Consider the following 22797-nt stretch of genomic DNA (forward strand, 5'->3'; position numbering starts at 1 on the left):
CCGGTTACGGATGTCCGGCCGGGCGGCTAACCAAGCCTCTTGTCCTACAACAGATGTGGGGTGACGCTGTAGGACCATACCGACAGGTAGGACCATACCGACAGCGGAATTCTTCGTCGCGCTCGACAGTTCATTCTCTGGAGTCACATCTTTTGACCACACCACGTTCTGCACTGTCCGCACTGCCCGGCGCGGGCGGTCCCGCCACCTGCCCGGTCCAGCACATGGGTTCCCCGGTCGACACCGACGGCCCCCGGATCCTGCTGGACACACCGGAATTCGCCGCCGATCCGCACGCCAAGTATCGGGAGATGCGCCGGCGCTACGGTTCGCTGGTCCCGATCGAGTTGTCCCCCGGCGTCCCGGCCACGCTGGTGATCGGCTACCACACCGCGTTGCGGATCCTCAACGATCCCGAGCACTTCCCCGCCGACCCGCGGGCGTGGCAGGACACGATTCCCGAGGACTGCCCGGTGCGGCCGATGATGCAGTGGTATCCGAACGCGCTGCGCAACGCGGGCAACGTCCACCTGCGCTACCGGCAGGCCTATACGGCGGCCGTCGACGGTATCGACCTGCACGCGCTGCACAGCACGGTGGAGAAGATCGCGATCCCGCTGATCAACAGCTTCTGTGAGGCCGGATCGGCGGATCTGGTGTCGCAGTATGCCTTCCCGCTGGTCTTCGAATCGCTGAATCGCATGGTGGGATGTTCGGCCGAGCTGGGTCAGCGCGTGGCCACCGGTATGGCGGCGCTGTTCGACACCGTGAACGCGGCCTGGGGTATGGAACATCTGAGCCAGGCGCTGATGGAGCTGATCCACCTGCGCCGCGCCGAACCCGGCGACGACGTCACCTCGCGGCTGGCCCACCACCCGGCCAACCTCAGCGACGAGGAGATGCTCTACAACCTGATCAGCTTCTACGGCGCCGGCATCGAGCCCCAGCAGAACCTGATCGCCAACACCCTGCTGCTGATGATCACCGACGACCGGTTCGGCGGCGGCATGCTCGGCGGCAGCCTCTCCACCCGCGACGCGCTGGACGAGGTGTTGTTCAAGGATCCGCCGATGGCGAACTTCTCGATCAGCTATCCGCGCCAGCCCATCCTGATCGACAACGCCTGGCTGCCCGCGCATCAGCCGGTGGTCATCAGCCTGTCCGCGTGCAACAACGATCCGGTCATCGCCGGCGGCGACCGCACCGGCAACCGCTCGCATCTGGCCTGGAGCGCCGGACCGCACGCCTGCCCGGCCCGTTCGGTGGCCTACCTGGTGGTGCAGGACGCGATCGACCAGCTGCTCGACGCGCTGCCGGAGATGCGCCTGGCCATCGAGCCGAGCGAAATCACCTGGCGCCCCGGCCCGTTCCACCGTGCGATGGCAGCGCTACCGGTCACCTTCCCCGCATCTCCTCCGTTGAATTTGCTGTAAGGAGCTTCCGATGAAGCAGGAACCACTGGTGCTCGATCTGACCGGCGCCGATATCCACGCCGAGAACGAGCGCATCCGGGAACGCGGTCCCGTGGCGCTGGTGGAGTTGCCGGGCGGGGTGCCGGCCTGGTCGGTGACCGATGCGGTCGTGTTGAAGAATCTGCTGTCGGATCCGCGCGTGTCCAAGGATCCGCGCCGGCACTGGTCGGCCTATATCAACGGTGACATCAACGAGTCGTGGCCGCTGCAACCGTGGGTGGCGGCGCAGAACATGTTCACCGCCTACGGCACCGAGCATCGGCGACTGCGCAAACTGGTCGCGCCGGCGTTCACGCACCGGCGCACCACCGCGATGCGCCCGCGGATCGAGGCGATCGTGGCGGATCTGCTCGAGCGGTTGAGCGCGACCGCGCCCGGGGAGATCGTGGACCTGCGCCCGAACTACGCCTACCCGGTGCCGATCCGGGTGATCAGCGAACTGCTGGGGGTGCCCGATCATCTGGACTCGGCCATCCACGCCTGTGTCGACGGCTTCTTCGACACCTCGTTCACACCGGAGCAGGCGCAGGCGAACTTCATCGAAATGGGCCGGCTGATCGGTGAATTGGTGGCGTTCCGTCGGGAGAACCCGGGCGACGACATCACCAGTGTGCTGATCGCGACCCGCAACGAGGACGGCGCCCAGCTCTCGGAGACCGAACTCGTCGACACCCTGATGCTGGTGATCAACGCCGGCCACGAGACCACGCTCAACCTGATCGATCAGGCCATCGTGGCACTGCTCACCCACCCGGAGCAACGCGCCGATGTGATCGAGGGCCGGGTGCCGTGGGCGGAGCTGGTGGAGGAGACGCTGCGCTACCAGGCGCCGGTCGCGCATCTGCCGTTGCGCTATGCCGTCGAGGACATCGAGGTCGGCGAGATCCGGATTCCGAAGGGTGAGGCGATTCTCGCCTCCTACGGTGCGGCGTGCCGCGATCCGAAGGTGCACGGCGAGACCACCGCCGAGTTCGACGTCCATCGGGCGAACAAGGAGCACCTCGCCTTCGGCCACGGTGCGCACCACTGCCTGGGCGCTCCCCTGGCACGGATGGAGGCCGCGATCGCGCTGCCGGCGCTCTTCGAACGCTTCCCGGATCTGCGGCTCGCGGTCGATCCGTCCGAGCTGAAGCCGCTGGGCAGTTTCATCTCCAACGGGCACATCTCGGTTCCGGTATACCTGCGATAGTTCGGCCGGTTCCGCGCCGGCGCTCGTCGGCGCGGAACCGCCTACTGTGGGATCTCGTGCGGGCGGCGTAGGACCGGGCAGTGCCACACCGGGAGGCGAACCGATGGCGTATTCGGACGTGCGGAACCTGTCGCATCCACTGTCCGCCGAGGTCGTATCGGTGTTCCCCGGCGATCCCGCGCCGCGGATCGACACCATCGCCACACTCGACGACCACGGCTTCCACCTGCAGGCGGTCACCGTCGGCGAACACACCGGAACCCATTGGGGCGCACCGGCCCACTTCACCGCCGGTGCGGCGACGGCCGATCGGCTCGATCCCGAGGATTTCGTCCTGCCCGGCGTCCGGATCGATATCAGCGCGCGGGCCGAACACGATCGCGATTACGCGGTGACGGTCGACGATCTGCTCGAATGGCAGCAACGGCACGGCCCCTTCCCCGCCGAGGCCGCTGTCCTCCTGCGCACCGGCTGGGAAAGATACTGGGGCACCGACGCTTTCGCGTCGGTCGATGCGCAGGGCCGCATGCATCACCCCGGGTTCTCGGTGGCGGCGGTGCACTGGCTGCTCGACCACGGCGTACTCGGCCGGCGCGGCGCCCTCGGCACCGACGCCTTCAGCCCCGATATCGGCACCGACGACAGCTATCGGGTATCGAAGCTGTTGTACCGCGAACACCGCCTCAGCCTCGAAATCCTCGCCCACCTGGCGGATCTGCCGGCTCGGGACTTCACCGTCGTCGTGGGCGGATTCGTCACCGAGGGCGGGTCGGGATCACCGGCGTCGATATACGCGTTGATCGGATCCTGAACAGCCGATGGTGGTCACGGCCCCGAGTCGCCCGGCTTCTCGGGGGATGTCCGGTACTCACCGCAGCGGTTCGAGAACCCGCTCCACCAATGCGGTGTCACAGTATTCGGTCACCTCGAGCAACTGCCCGGCGTCGACCCGGAATACGAAGCAGTAGTACTGGTCGTAGGCCTCGCCGCGGATCGTCGTCGCCGCACTGTGGGCCTGCACGACCACCCGATCACCGTCGGCGTGAACGGCGTCCGCGCTGATTCGGTAATCGGTGAACTGCGCCATCAGGGGACGCAGAAGACCCTGTACCGCAGTCGTTTTCGGCTCCCAACTGCCCGACCACGACCAGTGCCCGGGAAAGGTCCAGCGAAACTCCGGGGCCATCGCATCGCTCAGCGCCCGGGTCTCGCCGGCGGCCATCCGCTCGAAGATGTTCTGCAGCAGCGCTCTGTTCTCGTTCACACTCACTCAGCCGACGCTAAACACGGCCGACCTATGCGACAAGCGACGATCTCGCATCTCTGGTATCAGTATTTCGCATGGGTGAGTTCACCGTTCTCGGCTTGCGTGTCGTCCGCGAAGCCGCCCGCTGCGGCTCGTTCTCGGGCGCGGCGGACCGGCTGGGCTACACCCAATCCGCGGTCTCCCGGCAGATTTCGCTGATGGAGCAGGCGGCGGGGCATCCCCTGTTCGAGCGGCACGCTCGCGGCGCCGCGCCGACCGCGGCCGGGCAGATCGTGGTCCGGCACGCGGAAGCGGTCTTGGCCGAATTCGACAGCATCCGCGAGCAATTGGATCGCCTGACCGCGGGCCCGCCCGCGACCGTGCGTGTCGGCGCGTTCTCGACCGCGATGGCGGCGCTGGTGCCGAGAGCGGTGGCGGCGACGTCGGCGCGGGTGCCGCTGCGAGAGGGCACCAGTCCTCGGCTGCTCACCGCGGTGGCGCGCGGCCGGCTGGACCTGGCCGTCGTCACCGAAACCGGCACGCTCGCCGACGATGTGGAGGTGGAATTGCTGCTCGACGATCCGCTGCTGGTCGCGGTCGCGCCGAGCCACCGGCTGGCCGGGCGGATCAGTGCGGCGCCGGCGGAATTTCGCGGCGAGCGCTGGATCGCGGGCAGCACCGAGCACGGCAGCACCCTGCTCGGCGCGTGGCGCGATTCGCGGCACGAACCCGATATCGCCTTCGTCGCGCGGGATTGGGTCGCGAAATGGGGTCTGGTCGCGGCGGGTTCGGGCATCACCGTCGTGCCCGGTATCGCGGTGCCGGCGGTACCCGCGAATATCGCGTTGCTCCGGATCGATCACCCGGAGGCGGTGCGCCCCACCCGCGTCGTCCACAGCTCGGCGCGCAACGCCGCGACCTCGGCGGCGACGCGGACGTTCATCGAGGCGTTGCGCGATGCCGCGGCAGTCCTCACGAATGAGATGCGGGGGCGGCTGCGCCCGATCGCCTCGGGGTCGCGAACGAACTCGCAGTCATAGCGCTCGCGGGTCCGTCGCGACGAGAATATCTGCGGATCAGCGGAATTGGTCGCGGTGACGCTCGCACCATTCGGCGAAGGTGCGCGGTGCGCGGCCGAGCAGCCGCCGCACCGTATCGGTCCGCAGGCCGACGGTGTCGGCGCGCATCACCGTGAATCCCTCCAGAATCGCTGCCGCGAGCGCCGGGGGCGCGCCCTGGGGATAGCGGGACCGGACGGCCTCCTCGGCCGTCGTGGCGGTATGGACCGGGATCGGCCGGCCGATCGCGCGGGCCAGCACCTCGACCTGCTCGCCGATGGTGAAGGTCTGCTCGCCGGTAAGACAGTAGGTGGTGTCGTGCCCCGGCTCGGTGAGTGCGATCGCCGCCACCGCCGCGATATCGGCGGGGTCGATCGGCGCATAGCGGCCGGGGCCGGTCGGATCGAACACGGGCCGGCCGGCGCGGATATCCGGCGCCCACTCGAGGGCATTGGTCATGAATCCGCCGGGACGCAGGATCGTCGCGGAAATGCCCGAGGCACCGACGATTTCCTCGCGTTCGTGGTGCCAGCGCCCCATGGCCGGCATCGGATCGCCCAGCACGTTGTACGACGACACCAGGACCAGATGTCGCACCCCCGCTCGCCGCGCCGCCGCCACCGCATGCCGCGCGGGCTCCACCGCCAGCCCCGGAACGAGCAGGAACAGCGAGTCGATCCCCTCGCACGCCGCTCGCAACGCCGCCGGATCCGCCAGGCCGCCGGCCACACGTTCGGCGGAGGCCGGGAGATCGGCGGCGCGAGCCGGATCGCGTACGAACAGGCGCATCGCCGCACCCGCGCTGTCGAGCCGCGCCACGAGCTCTCGGCCGATATGTCCGGTCGCGCCGGTCACCAGTATCATTTCTACCCCTAATCGTTAGCCGCCTATCGACAAACATTAGGCGGCTAACGACACTCGGTCAATCCGGGGCCTCGGCGAACGAACGCGGGCCGCGACACCCACCCGGTTCACGGGCGGAATCGGTCCGTCGGCGATGGCCGGGTCGTAGCGTGAGCGCATGCGCGCGCTCGTGTTCTCGATGTGGGCCTCGGTGGTGTTCGTGGTGGTCTCGCTGGCGTGGGGGCTGGCCGCGGGATCGCAGATGATCGTGTTCGACGGACTGTATTCGCTTGTGGGCATCGCGCTTTCGGCGGTGTCGGTGGCGGCGCAGCGGACCGTCGCGAAGGGGGCCGACGCGTCGTACCCGTGGGGGCGCGAGACCTGGGAGCCGGTCGTCATCGTGGTGCGCTCGACCGCGCTGGGCGGGCTGTGTGTCTACGGATCGGTGAACGCGGTGCGCGAGATCCTGCACGGCGGCCGGGCCGTGTCGGCGGTCTCCGCGCTGGCGTACGCGATCACCGCGTCACTGCTCAGTGTGCTGGTGGCGCTGGTGCTGTGGCGGGCCGCACGCTCCGGTTCGGGACTGGTGCGGGCCGAGGCCGCCGAATGGGGCGGCGATGCGGCCTTCAGCCTGGTCACCCTGGCCGGATTCGGCGCGGCGGTGGCATTGGAGTCCGCCGGTCGCGGCGACATCGCCCGCTACGTCGACCCCACGCTCGTGATCATCGTGTCCCTGGCTTATCTCTGGATCCCGATCCGGTTGTTCCGCTCCGCTTTTCGCGAAATTCTCACCATGGCCGCCCCGCGCTCGGTGGTCACCGACGTCGAGCGACTGTGCGACCGCGTCCGCACCACCCACGGCTTCGCCGAATCCTTCGTTCGCGCCTCCACCGTGGGCAGCCGCCTCGATCTGGAACTCGCCTTCGTCCTCGGTCCCCGGACGCCGGAACGCACCGTCGAATCCTTCGACGCCATCCGCGCCGATATCGACGCCCAGCTCAACGCCCGGAACTACCACCACTCGACATCGGTGGTCTTCACCGCGGATCGCCACTGGGTGGAGTGGGCAGTGACGTGAACGACGTTGCCGGGCCGACGGTTTCGGCATAACGCCGAAACGGGACCAGCGCCTCCTCCCCCACGCCGAACAGCAGCGATAGTGTCCAAGACACTGTCCCCATCAGTGCCATTGGTGCGACCTATAGTTGGTCGATGGAGCTGCGCCACATCCGGTATCTGCTGGCCGTCGCCGACCACGGCAACTTCACCCGCGCCGCGCAGTCCCTGCACATCTCGCAGCCGACGCTGTCGCAGCAGATCAAGCAGCTCGAGCGGGTCCTCGGCGTGGTACTGCTCGACCGGTCCGGCCGCACGGTCCGCCTGACCGACGCCGGGCAGGCGTACGCGCGCTACGCCCGGCTCGCACTGCGCGATCTGGAGGCCGGCGAACGCGCGGTGCACGACGTCCAGGACCTGTCACGCGGTCATCTGCGGGTGGCGACGACGCCGACCTTCACCGCCTATCTGATCGGCCCGCTGGTCCACCGGTTCCGTTCCGAACATCCGGGGATCAGCCTCACCCTCCGCGAGACGACCCAGGATGCGATCGAGGCGGATCTGCTCGCCGATCGGCTCGATCTCGGGATCGCCTTCGCCGGCACGCACGCCGCGGGGGTCGAGCACACCGCGCCGGCGTCACGCACTTCCGCGACGCCGTCTTCCCCGCCAAGGCGCAGTTGTTCGCTTCGCTCACGACGACTCACACGCCCGCCACGCTGTTCATCGGCTGCTCGGACGCACGCGTCGTCCCCGAACTGATCACCAGCAGTGAACCCGGTGAGCTGTTCGTGATTCGCACCGCGGGCAATCTCGTTCCCGCCTACGGGCCGGGCGCCGACGGCGTGGCGGCCAGTATCGACCGCCCGGGCTCGGAAGCGACCGCGGCCCTGATTCGCGCGAATGTCGTTGCCCAGCAGGCGAATCTGGCCACCCACCCGGCGGTGGCGCGAGCGTTGCCGACCGGCGCCGTCACCGTCGAGGGCTGGGTCTTCGATATCGGCACCGGCGCCGTCACGGTGATCGATCCAGCCGGTGGCGACCGAACCATCGCCGCCTGAAACCCCCTGTGCCGCCGACAGATCCGGCGGTCGAAAGAAAGGAGATCACTATGGTGCACGCACAATTCGATCCGGCCGCCCGCCAGGCGCTGGCCGTCACGGCGGTCGAGGCGAAGATCGCCAAAGATCTCACCTGGCAGCAGATCGCCGACACCGCCGGCTATTCGACGGCCTTCGTGACCGCGGCGATCCTCGGCCAGCATCCGCTGCCGAAACAGTCCGCGGAAGCCGTGGCCGAGCTGCTCGGCCTGGGCGACAACGCGGCGGCGCTGCTGCAGACCATCCCCACCCGCGGGTCGATTCCGGGTGGCGTGCCGACGGATCCGACGATCTACCGCTTCTACGAAATGCTGCAGGTATACGGCACCACGCTCAAGGCGCTGGTCCACGAACAGTTCGGCGACGGCATCATCAGCGCCATCAACTTCAAGCTCGACGTGCGCAAGGTGCCCGATCCGGAGGGCGGCGAACGCGCCGTGATCACGCTGGACGGCAAGTACCTGCCCACCGAACCCTTCTGAGCAACCACCGCTCCGACATCGACTCATCAAGGAGTGCAATGGATTTCGCACAACACACCATCGATCTGGCCCGCCGCAACGTCGAGGAGGGCGGCCGGCCGTTCGCGACGGTCGTCGTGAAGGACGGCGAAATTCTCGCCGAAAGCCCCAACCTGGTCGCCCAGACCGCCGACCCGACCGCCCACGCGGAAATCCTCGCGATCCGCCGGGCCTGCACCACCCTCGGCACCGAACATCTGACCGGTGCCACGATCTACATCCTCGCCCTGCCCTGTCCGATGTGCCTGGGCGCGCTGTACTACTGCTCCCCCGACGAGGTCGTCTTTCTCACCACCCGCGAGGCCTACGCTCCGCACTACGTCGACGACCGGAAGTACTTCGAGCTCGGCACCTTCTACGACGAGTTCGGCAAGCCGTGGGATCAACGCCGCCTGCCGATGCGCCACGAATCCCGCGCCGACGCGGTCGACGTCTACCGCCGGTGGCAGGAACGCAACAACGGCGAGCGCCGGGTGGCGGGAGCACCGACGGGCCGCTGATCCCGCCGCGGCACGATGCGCGTCGGTAGCGGAGTCGGCGTTCACCCGAACGCCGATCAACCGGCGGCGGGGATGGCGCGCTCCACGATCGTGCGGACCAGTTCGGCGGCCCGCTTCTCGTCGAAAATGCCGGGGAGCGTGAGCCTTTCGAGAATGAGCCAGTTCAGCGCGAGGTACAACAGCACCACGGCGTCCTCGTCGCCGGGCAGCTGCGACTCCCGGAAGTTGCTGATGTTGAAGTCCAGATCCGCGCGCACTCGCTCGGTCAGCAGCGCCTGCAGTTCGGGACGACGGGTTGCCTCCAACCGCAGTTCGAGGATCGCGAGATAGCCGGTGCGGAAATGGAAGACTCGCTCGACCACCTCGGTCATGAGTTCGGTCATGGTCTCGCGGGTCTGCGGCCCACGCGATTTCGCCATCGCTTCCTCGCTCGGGATCAGCCGCTCGTAATAGCGATGGCCGACCTGAACGAGCAGCGCATCCCGGTTGGGGAAGTAGTTGGACGCCGTTCCCGCGGGCACTCCCGCCTCCTGATCCACCGCCCGAAAGGTCAGCCCGCGCGCCCCCTCCCGGGCCAGGACCTCGATGGACGCGTCCAGTAGAGCCTGCCGGCGTTCCGGATTCGTGCGCACCACTTGACACCACTCCATTCGTAGTACTACGGTTCAAAACACTTCGTTCAGAGTACTACACCTGAGGCGGTAACGATATGCGAAAGCACCACACCACCTTCCCTGCCCAGGCCGACCAACGGCGCTTCGTCACACGTCCCGTGCCTCCGCGCACAGTCACCAATTCCAAGGGCGGGTGGCCCCGGCACGGCAGGCACGGGGCCCGGTAACGGCCGACAGTGCCGGATGTCCGAATCGTTCGACCGGCCGGAAACGGCCGGAACAGGAGTGGAATGCATACCGACGTGATCATCGTGGGCGCGGGCCCGACCGGTCTGATGCTGGCCGCCGAACTGCAGGCGGCCGGAGTCCGGCCGCTGGTGCTGGAACGGCAACCGCGACCCCGCGACACTCCGAAGGCCGGTGGGCTCGGCGGGCAGATTCTCGAGTTGTTGCGCTACCGGGGCCTGCTGGACCGGTTCGAAGCGGCCTGCACCGACCCGATACCGGCTCCGCGGTTCCCGTTCGGCGGTGTCCATGTGGACCTCACCGGGCTCGCCGAGTCGCCGATGCACGCCTTGCCGCTGCCGCAACAGCAGCTCGAGCGGGTGCTCGGCGAACGCGCCGATGAACTCGGGGTCGACATCCGGCGCGGACATCAGGTGCTGGACGTGACGCAGGGCACCGACGCGGTCACCGCCCACGTGCGGGGCCCGGACGGCACCTATCGGGTCACCGCCCGCTACCTCGTGGGCTGCGACGGCGCCCGCAGCCGGATTCGCGAGCTGGCCGCAATTCCGTTTCCCGGCACCGTCTATCCGGAGGTCAACCGGCTGGCCCAGATCACGGTGCCCGATTCGGTGACCCGGCACGACAACGGCGACCTCGACGTCGACGGTTTCGGAACCATCAGGACGGGTTTCACGCGGACCGACCGCGGGCTGTTCGGGATGGGCGTCTCGCCCACGTCGGAGGTGTTGTCGGTCTACACGATCGAGGACGAGTCCGTCGAATACGACGACGACGTACCGCTGACCGTCACCGAACTGCAGGACAGCGTCCGCCGCGTGCTCGGCGCGGAACTCCCTGTGGCACAGACGCATCGGCTGTCACGTTTCACCTTCAAGGCCCGGCAGGCCGAACGCTGTCGCGAGGGCCGGATCCTGCTGGCCGGCGATGCGGCCCATCTGTTCCCGGCCACGGGCGTGGCCCTCAACGCCGGCATGCTGGACGCGGTCAACCTGGCGTGGAAGCTGGCCGCCGAAGTCCAGGGCTGGGCGCCGGACGGACTGCTGGACAGCTACCACGACGAACGGTATTTCGCGGCGGCGCGCACCATGCTGCACACCCGTGCGCAGGTGGCGCTGCGGCGTGGGCACGACCCGGCGGCCGAGGCGCTGCGGGCGGTCTTTCAGGAGCTCCTCACCGACGATCAGCCCCTGCGGCGCATGGGCGCCCTCATCGCCGGCGCCGATATCCGCTATGAGCTGCCGAACCCGAACGGCCACGCCGCGACCGGCACCTTCGCACCCAACCTGGCCCTGTGCACCGGCGAGGGCAGCACCGACGTCGCGACGCTGCTGCACGACGCACGGCCCGTCCTGCTCGATCTCGCCGGACGGCCGGAGCTGCGCGCGGCGGCACGAGAATGGGGACACCGCATCGAGATTCGCACCGCCGAGACCGCCGATCGGACCGCCGACGCCCTCCTCATCCGCCCGGATGCGCACATAGCCTGGGCCGCGACCGTCGGCGAACCCGCGGACACCGCGGAGTCCGGCCTGCGCGCCGCACTGCAGCTCTGGTTCGGCGCACCCGTGACGCCCGGGGTTCCGTCGGAAACTCCGGTCGGCGGCTAGTGCGCCCGGCGGCCGCAACGCTCGAAATGTGGCGCCGGATCAACACGACGTCGGGATGGCCGAATTCGATCTCATGACACGCGGAGTATCTTTCGAGCCTGCGCAAGGCCGGATTCCTAGTTGTAGGCGTAATCGTCGAGGGGGAAGGTGCGGCTGGTCCACCAGGCTTGCAGTCCGGTAGTGGGGCGCAAGGAACTGAAGTCGCCGTGATGGTCGAAGTAATAGCTGTTGGCTGATGCGCAGTTGCTGATCGCGAGCAGCGAATTGTCGGCCCGCGCGCGAACGAACGCCAGGAAGCGGGCGTTGGCCTCGGGCCGCACGGCTACCCGATCGGCGCCGCGGCGCTCGGCTTCGCGCAGGACCCGGATGATGTGATTGGCCTGCGTCTCGACCATGACGTGATACGAGCCGCCCGACCAGGAATAGGGACCGAACAGCGAGAAGGCATTGGGCAGTTGGGGGAGACTGACGCCTTCGTAGGACTGCAGGGCTTCGGTTTCGAAGAAGTCCGCGAGGTCGAATCCATCGCTGGTCTGCACCGGGGAGATCCGGTAGTTGATCGGTTCGTGAGCGAAGTGGAAGCCCGTAGCCAGGACGAGGACGTCGACAGGGTGCTCGGCGCCGTCGACGGTGCGGACGCCGGTCGGGGTGATGCGATCGACGGGCTCGGTGACGAGACTGACGTTGTCACGAGTGAACGTGCGGTACCAGGCGTTGGACACACTGGGGCGTTTGCAGCCGAAATCGTAGTCGGGCGTGAGCTTTTCCCGCAGTCCGGGATCGCGGACCTGAGCGAACAGCAGCGCCCGGCTCGCGGCGGAGAGCCCGCGCGCCAGCGGTGCGACCGATTTACCGTAGGCCGCGACCGCGACGAGCAGCACCTCGACCTGGGCCGTGAAGGCGAGTCGCAGTGCGTCCTGGCTACCGGGGACGGCGGCGATCACGCGCTGCAGCGGGCCGGGGACGGGGATGTCGAGTTTGGGCAATACGTGGATGGGGCGACGCTGGAAGACGGTGAGGTGTGCCGCGGTTTCGGCGACTTTCGGGACCAGTTGTACCGCGCTGGCGCCGGTGCCGATGACCGCGACTCGTCGAGCCGTCAGGTCCTGGCGGTGATCCCACTGCTGAGATCGCATGACGATGCCGGTGAAATCCTCGAGCCCCGGAATGGAGGGAGTGCGAGGATTGACGAAGGGACCGAGAGCACTGATGACATAGCGGCTGGTGAACTCGCCGTGGTTGGTGTGCACATACCAGACGCGCTCGTCTTCGGACCAACGACGTTCGAGCACTTCTGTGCCGAGTTCGATGTGCCGCGCGATGTCGTATTTCTCGACGCAGCGGTCGAGGTAGCGCTTGATCTCCTCGCCCTTCGGAAACAGTCGCGACCAGCCGGGGTTCTTCTCGAACGAGAACTGGTAGCTGAAGGACGGCACATCGGCACCGACTCCGGGATAGACGTTGTCACGCCAGACACCGCCGATATCACCGGCCCGCTCGAGCACGGTGAAGTTGTCGATTCCATTGCGGCGCAGGGTGATCGCCATTCCGATGCCGGCTATTCCGGCACCGACGATCACGATATGCCGGTCCGGCGGAGTGCGCTTGTCGCGGTGCTGCGGTGCAATGAGGTCGACGGTCATGGTCGAGGAGTCCTTCCGGGAAGCAGTAAGCGGTAACGCGCGCTTCATCTTGAAACGCATGTTTCAACTTACGGCCGCGCATTGTCAAGCCCCATCGCCTCAGTCGTGTTGCCGCACCGCCTCGAGCTGGGCGAATACTGTTGCCACCGCAGCGGTGGCGAGTCGTTCCCGACTGACCGACAGCCGCCCGTCGACCCATTCGAGATACAACGACACGAGGCTGCCACTCAGGGCCGTGGCCGCGATCGCGAGAGCTTCCTCGTCGGCAGGGACGATCGCACCGGCTTCGGCGCCGAGAACCGGAATGAGCATTCGCAGAAATGTCGGAGCGCGGTCGGCACTGTGCCGGCGCAAGGTGTCGTCGGCGAGCGGTTCGCGCAGCAGGATGCGCGCACGGCCGGGATCCTCCTCGAAGTATTGCGCGCAGATCTCGAAGATCTCGCGGATCGCCGCGCGTAGCCCGTCGGCGGTGCGGACGCCGCGCATCCGTTCGAACAGCCGGGATTCGACCCTGTCGTACACCGCGATGATGAGATCCTCACGGCTGTCGAAGGTTTCGTAGAAGTAGCGCGGACTGAGATTGGTCTGCCGCATCACCGCGCGGGTCGTCACCGCCGATACCCCGCCGGTGCCGAGCAATTCTTCGCCCACGTCCAGCATCTGTTCGCGGCGGTCCAGCGAGCGATCCTTCAGGGTCTGCCCGCGCCACAGCTTCGGAGAGCTCATCAGCCGATCCTCTCACCGCGCCGAGACACGGACCGCCGAGCACGTATTGACATCAGGCGTTTCAACATGAAACGCTCGCTTCATCTTCCTCGTCCGGCCGCCCCGCCGCTGCTCGGAACCGCCTTCTCAGAGAGGTGCTGCCATGCCACTCATGCGACGTCACCATTTCGGTGCCCACTCCCGTCACCCCAGCGTGCGCTCGCAGCTGGCGACGGCCGCAGTGCGCGAGCTGGTACGACCGGCACTGCGCCGGGTACCGATCTCTCCGCTCGCGATACGCGTCGGAGGGCTTGTCGACCTCGGATCCCGAGCACTGTGTGTCCGCACCCCTGTGCGGGTCGAAGCGGTGACAACGAGGACGGTGCGCTGTGAGATCGTGCGCGCAGCCGAGGCGCCGGACGGGTTCGGCGCAGGCGCGGTGCTGTATTTCCACGGCGGCGGTTTCGTCGCCGGAGGCTTGCACACACACCGTCGCCTGGTCGCTGAATTGTCGCGAGCCACGGGGTTGCCGGTCGTGCAGGTGCGCTACCGCTATCTGCCCGAGGCCACGGTTCCGGAGTCGGTGCGCGACTGCCTGGCCGCCTACCGGTGGCTCCTCGACCACGGCGTCGGTAGCGAATCGGTCGTCTTCGCCGGGGATTCGGCAGGCGGATTCCTCGCGCTGAGCACCGCGCTCGGGGTCGCCGGCGAGCAATTGCCGGCCCCGGCGGCGGTGGTCGCGCTGAGCCCGTGGCTCGACCTCGACCTCACCGCCAAACTCGCACACCACAATGCGATGACCGAGGCATATCTGCCCACCGCGGCATTCACGCGCATCGCCGAACTCGGCTGTGCCCGCGACGGCCGCATCGATACAGCGCTGTCGCCGGTCAACGGCGACCTCCGTGTCCTACCCCCGACCCTGCTGGCCGCCTGCGACGACGAGTTCCTGCGCCTGGATTCCGAAGTCATGGCCGCCGGCCTCGACGCGGCAGGTGTGCCGTGCGAACTGCACATCTGGTACGGCCAGATCCACGCCTTCCCGGTGGTGTTCCCGTACCTGCCCGAAAGCAGGCAACTCACCGCGGAAATCGCCCGCTTCATCCGCGAGCACGTCCGGACCGCAGCCTCCTCGGCAGCGGCCTGACACTTCAGAAAGGAATCTCGATGACTACTGGAACCTCATCCCGCCGCAGCTCCGGCGCTGCCCGCAGACAACCGACATCGCTGCTCGGGGAGCTGCGTGAACTGGCCGGTTCGGCACCGGCACGCGCCGGCGCGGCGTGCTGGGACTATCTGCGAGGGGCGGCCGACACCGACGACCGTGAGCTGTTGGCAGCTCTGTTCGCCCAAGGCACGGCCCCACAGTTGGACGGCGACTACGAGGGGATGATCGCGGGCAAGTTGTTCGGGATTCCGGAAGCGGCTCTGCTCAATCCGGTAGTCGCCGTCGAACCCGGGTGGGTGGGCAAGAGTTTCGACGCTGCCACCGCGACCGGGTACAACCGCCTCAACCGCATCGCCTACCTCGCGTTACGGGCCGCGGTGCCGCGGTACAGCGGCTGGGTCCGGACGAGTGCGGTCTACCAGGGTTTCCGCTTCGGCTATCGCGTAGAACGTGCTTCGCTCGCACCGTTCGTTCAGGTCGCGGCGGTCACCTACACCGACCCAGCGCTCGGCAACCCCCGTTCGAGGATCGTGCCCATCGAACGAGTTCGCGATGAACTCGTCGAACTGGTGCCCGGGGTGTATCTGGGCCGCGCACTGATGGGTTCGCGAACCGGCGAGATCCGGGTCATCGGCTACTTCGCGCTGCGCGCACCGCTGCGGGAGACGAACCGATGATGCGACTGGACGGGACGGTCGCCTGCGTCACCGGCGGGGCACGCGGAATCGGCCGCGCCACCGCCATCGCGCTCGCCGCGCGCGGCGCCCAGGTCTGGATCGGCGATATCGACCTTCCCGTGGCCGAGGCGACCGCCGCCGAGATCGGCGGACACGCCGCCCAACTCGACGTCACCGATCCGGGCAGCTTCGCCGAATTCTTGAACGCCGCCACCGAAACCGGTCCCGTCGACGTACTGGTCAACAACGCGGGCATCATGCGCCTGGCACCCTTCCTCGAGCTGGACCTGGCCGGGCACCACCGCGAGATCGCCATCAATGTCGGCGGGGTGATCAATGGCATGAGTCTGGCTTTGCCGGGAATGGTCGCGCGCGGACGCGGCCACATCGTCAATGTCGCGTCCATGGCCGCCAAGGTCACTACCCCGGGCGCGGCGGTCTACTGCGCCTCGAAATTCGCCGTCGGCGCGCTGTCCCGCGCGGTCCGCGCCGAACTCGACGGCACCGGCGTCACCGTCACCACCGTGATGCCCGCCGCCGTGCACACCGAACTGACATCGGGGGTGAACCTGAAACTGCAACCCACCTTGCACCCCGCGGAAGTGGGCGAGGCGATCGCCGATACCGTTCGCCACCGGCGTGCCGAAGTGACGATCCCACGATGGCTCGCTCCGATGGGCACCGTCGAACAAGGTATTCCCGAGACGGCTCTGCGCGCGGTCAAGCGCCGATTCGTCGGTCGCGAACCCGGCCGGTACGACCAGCAGCGGCGCCGCGCCTACCTGAACCGCATCGACAGTTGATTTCCGCGGTCGGTGCGGACCCCCGATGCCGCACCGACCACCTGCAATCGCCTTCGTACCCACCACCGAAACTCTTACCGGAGAATCATGTCCGAGCCTTACCGCGGCCGCGTCGCCGTCGTCACCGGCGCCGCATCAGGAATGGGTCGCAGCCTCGCAATCGAACTCGCCCGCCGCGGCGCACACCTGGCATTGTGCGACCTCGACGCCGAAGAGCTCGCCGAAACCGCTGCCCGATGCTTCGCCTACAACGCCCGAGTGGAGACAGCCGTCCTCGACGTCGCCGAATACGAACAGATGCTGCGGTTTGCCGAGACCGTCCTCGCGCGGTTCGGGGCCGTGCACGACGTATTCAACAACGCCGGAATCGGTTTCGTCGGTACCGTCGAGAACAGCGGCATCAAAGATCTGTCCCGCGTCCTCGATGTCGACTACTGGGGTGTCGTGCACGGCACCAAGGCGTTCCTGCCACACCTGATCGCCTCCGGCGACGGCCGCATCGCCAACACCTCGAGCGTCTTCGGCCTGTTCGCCGTTCCCACTCAAAGTGCCTACAACGCGGCCAAATTCGCTGTTCGAGGTTTCACCGAATCGCTACGCCAGGAAATGCTCACCGCCGGACATCCGGTCACCATGTCCAGCGTGCACCCCGGCGGCGTTCGCACCGCCATCGCGACGAAGGCCACCGGCACCAACCCCGAGGAGCTGCAGCACCTCGTCCAGCTGTTCGACCGCCTCGCTCGCACCACCCCCGAGAAGGCGGCCCGCGTGATCCTGGACGGAACGGCCAAGGGCAAGGCCAAGATCCTCGTCGGCGCCGACGCCCACGTGAGCGACCTCCTCGTCCGCATCCTCGGCTCGTCCTACCAGCGAATTCTTGCCACCCTAGCCACCCGCTACATCGAGCCCACCCGGCCCACATCGCCGAGCTGATCGGAAGCCCGGACAGACCTCGAGTTCGTGGCTGTGCCACGCCCGGTGCCGGCTCATGCCACGTTCATCGTGGTTCCGCGTGATGTCGAATTCGATGCCGACAACCCCGGCAAGAGTCGAGGGCGGCCCTGAACCTCTGGTCAGGACCGCCCTCTGTAGTAGCGGGGACAGGATTTGAACCTGCGACCTCTGGGTTATGAGCCCAGCGAGCTACCGAGCTGCTCCACCCCGCGTCGGGTAGGGACAACCCTACGCAACCGCACGGGAAACACCAAAACGGCTGGTGACAGAGGTCGGAGACTACGCGTGAGCCGCTTCAGCGGCCTGCCCACTTGCGAAACAGCCGACGCGACGAGCCGTCCTGGGCGGATGCCGGATGGCCGGCGCACCATTGGTCGGCCGGAACGGCGGCCCGGACCCGAGCGACGTGCCGACCGCAACCGGACCACGTCGTCTTGCCGCACACCCTGCATCGAACGGGACTACACATACCGAGGACCTTTTCCGTTCGTGATCACGCCGGGCCGTCGCCGGCATCGACGGCATCGGCGAACTCGCAGAACGCTTCATAGGCGCGAGCACCGTAGATCGTTGCCGGGCCGCCGTGCATGAGGAAGGTAACGCCGATGGCCTCCGCGGCCTCCTGACGCGTGGCCCCGGCGCGCGCAGCCGCTTGCCCGTGCGAGGCGATGCAACCGTCACAGCCCTCGACCACGCCGATGGCGAGCGCGATCAGTTCCTTCGTCTTGCGATCGATGGCTCCCGGCGCGAACGCGGCTTTGCTGAGTTCGCCGAAACCCTTGTACACCTCGGGGATCGCGTGACGTAGCGCACGATGCTGCGGCGAGAGCTCTTGGAGCACGGCGGCGCCGTGGCGGGACGGGCGCTCACTGTGTTCGGACATCCGGCATTCCTTTCATCAGCTGTGGTCCGTCGCGGGTGGGGCGGGGAGAACCACGTACGGGCTATCCCCCCGGGGGGATATGAGACAACCATAGCATCCCCCCGGGGGGATATGATTCCTGGGTACGGTCCGCGACGGGCCGGACGAGACGCTGGAGGAACAGATGCAATTCGAACCGGACGAGGTGAAGGCCGTGATCACTCGCATGAAGCGCGCACACGGCCACCTGGCGACCGTCATCCGCATGATGGAAGACGGTGCGGAGTGCGAGGATGTGCTCACTCAGCTCGCTGCGGTCAACAAAGCGCTGAGCCGCAGCGGTTACGCCCTGGTGGCGACCGGTCTCCAGCACTGCCTGACCAACGGCAGCGCGGACGGCGCCGACATGAAGAAGATGGAGAAGCTGTTCCTCTCGCTGGCGTGACGTCACGGCACCTCCCAGGCGAATCCGTTGCGAGCGCGGTGAATTCGTAGGCGAAGCAGTCGGTGTAGGCTTTCGGCCCGTGGGTAATAGCTGGCTGCGTCGTCTGTCCCCCGCTCCGGAGAATGGAGCGCATGCCGTGGTCTGCTTTCCTCATGCCGGCGGATCCGCCATCTCGTACGGGCCGCTGGCCAAATAGCGAATCGAGGCGCGACCAGGCCCCCGGCGGCATGACAGAAACAAAAAAGGTCCCGGAACCTTCTGGTTCCGAGACCTTTTCACTAGTAGCGGGGACAGGATTTGAACCTGCGACCTCTGGGTTATGAGCCAACGAGGGACGATCCCAGCCATCTCGCCGCGCGTCTTACGTCCCTCTTCGCGCAGGTCAACAGGGTTACAACCGTCCGCCCCGTCCACGCGGTCCCACGACGTCCGACTGATTCCGCAGGGTCGTGATGCCAAATTTGATGCCAAATCCCCTAATGTGACCAGCGGATTCGACACCTGGGGGAGCTATCGCCGACCACCACATCACAAACGTCGGCCGTCTCAACGGCGCGCCGACGCTGCCACTGACGGGTCCGGCGGTTCACCAGCGCCGCCGACGGTGTCCACCGCCACGTGGCCAATCCAGCGGTGTTTACGACACCGCCGTCACCCGGCCCGCAGGTCCATCGACAATTGGACGTAGGCTCGCGGTACGACCACCACCCCAAGCACCACTTGCCGACCGACACCTGCGTCGACGATGCGATCTGCGACTGCTCGTGCGAGCGGCGGTCACGACCGGGACTGTTCGGTCATCTTGGCTATTGTGGTGGGGCCTGACCAGCCACACGTCAGGCCACAGCAACCGACCGTAGTCACCCTCACTGCGCCGTCCGCGAAATAAGTCGTGACGATGAACGTTTGAGCCGCGTAGCCGCATTCCGGGCACGACCCGAAATGGTCCAGTACCTCTCGTCTCCGCTGCCCGACAGCACGCCCCGACGGCGGGAGATCGCCGGATCTGCTCGAACGCCCTTTACTCGCGTCCATGCCGAGCATTCCTTCCTGGTTGCTGAAACAACTGTTCACAAGGCAAGCGCGGCAGGAACATTCGGTCGTGAGTCGACCTGTCCAGGATTTCTATCGCCTCGGCACGCTTCCGTCTCCATTCGCAGCAGAAGGTCAATGCCGCAGTGGGCGTGGCGCGAAAGTCCAGGACTCTGTCGCCCAGCCAGATCCGAACCTGTACATCACCGTGGACATGCAAGGCTTCGCTGGTCGTCGGTGTCCGCACACTGCCCCTCATCGCGCCGCTCCCACTCAGACACGAACGATAAGGGCGTCGCCCTGGCCGCCGCCACCACACAGCGCCGCCGCACCCACACCGCCACCGCCACGCTTCAGCTCCAGCGCCAGATGCAGCACGATCCGCGCGCCCGACATGCCCAGCGGGTGACCGATCGCGATCGCCCCACCGTTGACGTTGACCTTGCCCGGATCGATCCCCAGCTTGCGGGTCGAGGCGATCCCGACCGCCGCGAAGGCCTCGTTGATCTCCACCAGATCCAGATCCGCCGGCGCAATACCCGCCCGCGCACACGCTTTCGCGATCGCGTTCGCGGGCTGGTCCTGCAGCGTGGAATCCGGACCGGCCACCACACCCGCGGCCCCGATCTCCGCGATCCAGGTCAGGCCCAGCGCCTGGGCCTTCGCCTTGCTCATCACGACCACCGCGGCCGCACCGTCGGAGATCTGCGACGCCGAACCCGCGGTGATTGTGCCATCGGAGGCGAACGACGGCCGCAACTTCGACAGCGACTCCACGGTCGTATCGGCGCGAATACCCTCGTCCTCGCTCACCACGACCGGATCGCCTTTGCGCTGCGGCACCGACACCGGCACCACCTCGTCGGTGAACACACCGTTCTTCCAGGCCGCCGCCGCCTTCTGATGCGAGGCCGCGGCGAATTCGTCCTGCTCCAGGCGGCCGATACCGTCGGCGGCGTTGCGCGACTCGGTCAGCGCGCCCATCGCCTGATCGGTGAAGATGTCGTGCAGCCCGTCGTAGGCCATGTGGTCGCGCAACGTCACATCGCCGTACTTGAACCCCTGACGGCTCTTCTCCAGCATGTGCGGCGCCCGGCTCATCGACTCCTGCCCACCGGCCACCACGACCTCGAACTCACCGGCACGAATCAACTGATCCGCCAACGCGATCGCGTTGATACCCGACAAACACACCTTGTTCAGCGTCACCGCCGGAACATCCATCGAAATACCACCCGCGACCGCCGCCTGCCGCGCCGGAATCTGCCCCGCACCCGCAGTCAAAACCTGACCCATGATCACGTAATCCACCGACTCGGCGAGTATTCCGCCGCGTTCCAGCGCCGCCTCGATCGCGAAACCACCCAGATCCGACCCGGAGAACCCGGACAAACCCCCGAGCAGACGACCGACCGGAGTACGGGCGCCCGAAACAATCACAGAAGTACGTGCACTAGACATTGATTCGTTCCTCCAGGGCGACAAGCAGCTCGTAACCGGTTACGGCGGTGATCTGCTCGACGCTGACATCCGGAGCGAGCTCGCGCAGCAGCAGCGCGCCGTTCCGAACGTCGATCACGCCAAGATCGGTGATGATGCGCTGCACAACGGCTTTACCCGTCAACGGCAGCGTGCACTGTTCGACGATCTTGGCGCCGCCATCGCGGTCGGTGTGTTCCATCACCACGATGACGCGCCGGGCACCGTGCACCAGATCCATGGCGCCACCCATGCCCTTGACCATCTTGCCCGGCACCATCCAGTTGGCCAGATCCCCATGTCGGGAGACCTGCATACCACCCAGGACCGCGGTATCGATGTGTCCACCGCGAATCATGCCGAACGACAACGCCGAATCGAAGAACGCCGCACCAGGGTTCACCGTCACCGTTTCCTTGCCCGCGTTGATGAGATCGGGATCGACCTCATCCTCCGCCGGGTAGGGACCGGTTCCGAGGATGCCGTTCTCCGAATGAAGCACCACCCTCACCCCCGCGGGAAGATGGTTGGGAATCAGGGTCGGCAGCCCGATCCCTAGATTCACGTACTCGCCGTCGATCATCTCGGCCGCGGCACGCGCGGCCATCTGCTCACGAGACCAGCTCATGCTGCGTCCTTTCCGGCATGAGCGGGGCGCTGCGTGGTTACGCTCCGCTGCCTCCTTCGCACCTGGCCGCTCACGCCGACACCGTCCTCTTCTCGATTCGCTTGGCCTGCAACCCGGTATGCACCACACGCTGAACGAAAACACCCGGGAGATGGACCTGCGAAGGGTCGAGCTCTCCGGGCTGTACCAGCTTCTCGACCTGCGCGATGGTGATCCGTCCGGCCATCGCCGCCAACGGGTTGAAATTCATCGCCGTCTTGTCGAACACGAGATTGCCCTCGGTATCGCCGATTTCGGCATGAACCAGTGCGTAGTCGGCGACGATCGCCTTCTCGAGCACATAGCTCTTGCCGCCGAAATCGCGCGTCTCCTTGGGCGGCGAGGCGGTCGCGACCGAACCATCCGAGTTGTACAGCCAGGGCAGACCACCATCGGCAACAGGCGTTCCGACCCCAGCGGGCGTATAGAACGCCGGGATGCCGGCACCGCCCGCACGCAGGCGCTCGGCGAGCGTGCCCTGCGGAGTCAACTCCACCTCCAACTCACCCGAGAGATACCGGCGCGCGAACTCCTTGTTCTCACCGACATAGGAGGCCGTCACGCGGCGAATCCGCCCGGCCGACAACAGGATTCCCAAACCCCAGTCATCGACGCCGCAATTGTTGGAGAACACCTCGAGCTCCGATGTCCCGCGAGCGGCCAGGGCGCTGATGAGCTCACCCGGAATACCACACAGGCCGAACCCTCCGACTGCGAGCGACGCTCCGCTCGGAATATCCGCGACGGCCTCCGCCGCAGACTCACACACCTTCATCACCACCGCGTACCGCACCTCTCGTCCATACAGCGAACGCCACTCCGACTGATGGCGAGTGAACATGAAGTGCGCAGTAATGAGAAGTGCCTGCACGAAAGTGCTCGCCCGCTGACCATCTATGGGTCATGA

Annotated in this window: 23 protein-coding genes, 1 tRNA gene and 1 pseudogene; 15 read left to right on the top strand and 10 right to left on the bottom strand. The window is 67.0% G+C overall.

The window, feature by feature from the left end:
- The first annotated feature begins 224 nt into the window (after window positions 1-224).
- The 3 genes from A5789_RS08010 (at window position 225) to A5789_RS08020 (ending at window position 3472) form a co-directional block, all read left to right on the top strand.
- Entirely contained in the window at window positions 225-1433 is a 1209-nt protein-coding gene (locus A5789_RS08010; RefSeq protein WP_051757032.1) for a cytochrome P450, read from the top strand.
- Window positions 1434-1443: 10 nt separating this feature from the next.
- Window positions 1444-2661, top strand: a complete 1218-nt coding sequence (locus tag A5789_RS08015; protein WP_063010390.1) for a cytochrome P450 — start codon at window positions 1444-1446, stop codon at window positions 2659-2661.
- A 103-nt stretch (window positions 2662-2764) separates the two neighbouring features.
- Window positions 2765-3472 (top strand): cyclase family protein, encoded by a 708-nt coding sequence (locus A5789_RS08020; protein WP_063010387.1) that lies wholly within the window; start codon window positions 2765-2767, stop codon window positions 3470-3472.
- A gap of 57 nt (window positions 3473-3529) precedes the next feature.
- Here the strand turns inward: A5789_RS08020 and A5789_RS08025 are convergent, their stop codons facing one another.
- Entirely contained in the window at window positions 3530-3931 is a 402-nt protein-coding gene (locus tag A5789_RS08025) for a nuclear transport factor 2 family protein (RefSeq protein WP_063010385.1), read from the bottom strand.
- A gap of 71 nt (window positions 3932-4002) precedes the next feature.
- On the opposite strand from A5789_RS08025, the gene A5789_RS08030 reads away from it, so the two are divergent.
- Window positions 4003-4947 (top strand): LysR family transcriptional regulator, encoded by a 945-nt coding sequence (locus A5789_RS08030; protein ID WP_064902239.1) that lies wholly within the window; start codon window positions 4003-4005, stop codon window positions 4945-4947.
- Between the two features lie 36 nt (window positions 4948-4983).
- Here the strand turns inward: A5789_RS08030 and A5789_RS08035 are convergent, their stop codons facing one another.
- The gene (locus A5789_RS08035; protein ID WP_064902240.1) at window positions 4984-5829 is read right to left on the bottom strand and encodes an NAD(P)H-binding protein; all 846 of its coding nucleotides are present in this window, start codon (window positions 5827-5829) and stop codon (window positions 4984-4986) included.
- 157 nt (window positions 5830-5986) lie between these two features.
- On the opposite strand from A5789_RS08035, the gene A5789_RS08040 reads away from it, so the two are divergent.
- From A5789_RS08040 to A5789_RS08060, 5 genes and pseudogenes are all read left to right on the top strand, one after another.
- Window positions 5987-6886, top strand: a complete 900-nt coding sequence (locus A5789_RS08040; RefSeq protein ID WP_064902241.1) for a cation diffusion facilitator family transporter — start codon at window positions 5987-5989, stop codon at window positions 6884-6886.
- A 134-nt stretch (window positions 6887-7020) separates the two neighbouring features.
- Window positions 7021-7512: pseudogene (locus A5789_RS08045) on the top strand (LysR family transcriptional regulator); the annotation flags it as partial.
- Window positions 7513-7544: 32 nt separating this feature from the next.
- The gene (locus tag A5789_RS08050; protein WP_082940537.1) at window positions 7545-7925 is read left to right on the top strand and encodes a carbonic anhydrase; all 381 of its coding nucleotides are present in this window, start codon (window positions 7545-7547) and stop codon (window positions 7923-7925) included.
- 50 nt (window positions 7926-7975) lie between these two features.
- The gene (gene cynS / locus A5789_RS08055; RefSeq protein WP_064902256.1) at window positions 7976-8446 is read left to right on the top strand and encodes a cyanase; all 471 of its coding nucleotides are present in this window, start codon (window positions 7976-7978) and stop codon (window positions 8444-8446) included.
- Between the two features lie 38 nt (window positions 8447-8484).
- Complete coding sequence (locus A5789_RS08060; protein WP_063010372.1) at window positions 8485-8985, top strand: nucleoside deaminase; 501 nt, start codon at window positions 8485-8487, stop codon at window positions 8983-8985.
- Between the two features lie 56 nt (window positions 8986-9041).
- Here the strand turns inward: A5789_RS08060 and A5789_RS08065 are convergent, their stop codons facing one another.
- A complete protein-coding gene (locus A5789_RS08065; protein WP_063010370.1) occupies window positions 9042-9620 on the bottom strand; it encodes a TetR/AcrR family transcriptional regulator in 579 nt (192 codons plus the stop codon).
- 269 nt (window positions 9621-9889) lie between these two features.
- Here A5789_RS08065 and A5789_RS08070 point away from each other — a divergent pair, with 269 nt between their 5' ends.
- Window positions 9890-11455, top strand: coding sequence for an FAD-dependent monooxygenase (locus A5789_RS08070; protein ID WP_064902242.1), 1566 nt, complete (start codon window positions 9890-9892; stop codon window positions 11453-11455).
- Between the two features lie 116 nt (window positions 11456-11571).
- On the opposite strand, the gene A5789_RS08075 is transcribed toward A5789_RS08070, so the two are convergent.
- Window positions 11572-13098, bottom strand: a complete 1527-nt coding sequence (locus tag A5789_RS08075) for an NAD(P)/FAD-dependent oxidoreductase (RefSeq protein WP_064902243.1) — start codon at window positions 13096-13098, stop codon at window positions 11572-11574.
- 99 nt (window positions 13099-13197) lie between these two features.
- The gene (locus A5789_RS08080) at window positions 13198-13824 is read right to left on the bottom strand and encodes a TetR/AcrR family transcriptional regulator (protein ID WP_063010364.1); all 627 of its coding nucleotides are present in this window, start codon (window positions 13822-13824) and stop codon (window positions 13198-13200) included.
- 346 nt (window positions 13825-14170) lie between these two features.
- Between A5789_RS08080 and A5789_RS08085 the strand changes: the two genes are divergently transcribed.
- The 4 genes from A5789_RS08085 (at window position 14171) to A5789_RS08100 (ending at window position 17384) form a co-directional block, all read left to right on the top strand.
- Complete coding sequence (locus A5789_RS08085) at window positions 14171-14950, top strand: alpha/beta hydrolase (RefSeq protein ID WP_227462821.1); 780 nt, start codon at window positions 14171-14173, stop codon at window positions 14948-14950.
- 20 nt (window positions 14951-14970) lie between these two features.
- Window positions 14971-15648 carry a hypothetical protein gene (locus A5789_RS08090; RefSeq protein ID WP_064902245.1) on the top strand — a complete coding sequence of 226 codons (678 nt, stop codon included), beginning with the start codon at window positions 14971-14973 and terminating at the stop codon, window positions 15646-15648.
- Window positions 15645-16451 carry an SDR family oxidoreductase gene (locus A5789_RS08095; protein ID WP_030517990.1) on the top strand — a complete coding sequence of 269 codons (807 nt, stop codon included), beginning with the start codon at window positions 15645-15647 and terminating at the stop codon, window positions 16449-16451. Before A5789_RS08090 ends, A5789_RS08095 begins: the two co-directional genes overlap by 4 nt.
- A gap of 87 nt (window positions 16452-16538) precedes the next feature.
- A complete protein-coding gene (locus A5789_RS08100) occupies window positions 16539-17384 on the top strand; it encodes an SDR family oxidoreductase (protein ID WP_064902246.1) in 846 nt (281 codons plus the stop codon).
- 159 nt (window positions 17385-17543) lie between these two features.
- Here A5789_RS08100 and A5789_RS08105 read toward each other — a convergent pair.
- A tRNA-Met gene (locus A5789_RS08105) sits at window positions 17544-17617 on the bottom strand.
- A gap of 281 nt (window positions 17618-17898) precedes the next feature.
- A complete protein-coding gene (locus tag A5789_RS08110; protein ID WP_063010356.1) occupies window positions 17899-18288 on the bottom strand; it encodes a carboxymuconolactone decarboxylase family protein in 390 nt (129 codons plus the stop codon).
- A 163-nt stretch (window positions 18289-18451) separates the two neighbouring features.
- On the opposite strand from A5789_RS08110, the gene A5789_RS08115 reads away from it, so the two are divergent.
- Entirely contained in the window at window positions 18452-18712 is a 261-nt protein-coding gene (locus A5789_RS08115) for a metal-sensitive transcriptional regulator (RefSeq protein WP_063010353.1), read from the top strand.
- A gap of 1305 nt (window positions 18713-20017) precedes the next feature.
- Here A5789_RS08115 and A5789_RS08120 read toward each other — a convergent pair.
- From A5789_RS08120 to A5789_RS08130, 3 genes are all read right to left on the bottom strand, one after another.
- Window positions 20018-21205, bottom strand: coding sequence for an acetyl-CoA C-acetyltransferase (locus tag A5789_RS08120; RefSeq protein WP_064922930.1), 1188 nt, complete (start codon window positions 21203-21205; stop codon window positions 20018-20020).
- Entirely contained in the window at window positions 21198-21851 is a 654-nt protein-coding gene (locus A5789_RS08125; RefSeq protein WP_064902248.1) for a CoA transferase subunit B, read from the bottom strand. The genes A5789_RS08120 and A5789_RS08125 overlap by 8 nt, the downstream gene beginning before the upstream one ends.
- Window positions 21852-21921: 70 nt before the next feature.
- Window positions 21922-22665: a CoA transferase subunit A gene (locus A5789_RS08130; protein ID WP_064902257.1), complete on the bottom strand. Its 744-nt coding sequence runs from the start codon at window positions 22663-22665 to the stop codon at window positions 21922-21924.
- Window positions 22666-22797 lie beyond the last annotated feature (132 nt).

Origin of the sequence: Nocardia sp. 852002-51101_SCH5132738, assembly GCF_001665695.1 — a bacterium.
Taxonomy (GTDB): domain Bacteria; phylum Actinomycetota; class Actinomycetes; order Mycobacteriales; family Mycobacteriaceae; genus Nocardia; species Nocardia nova.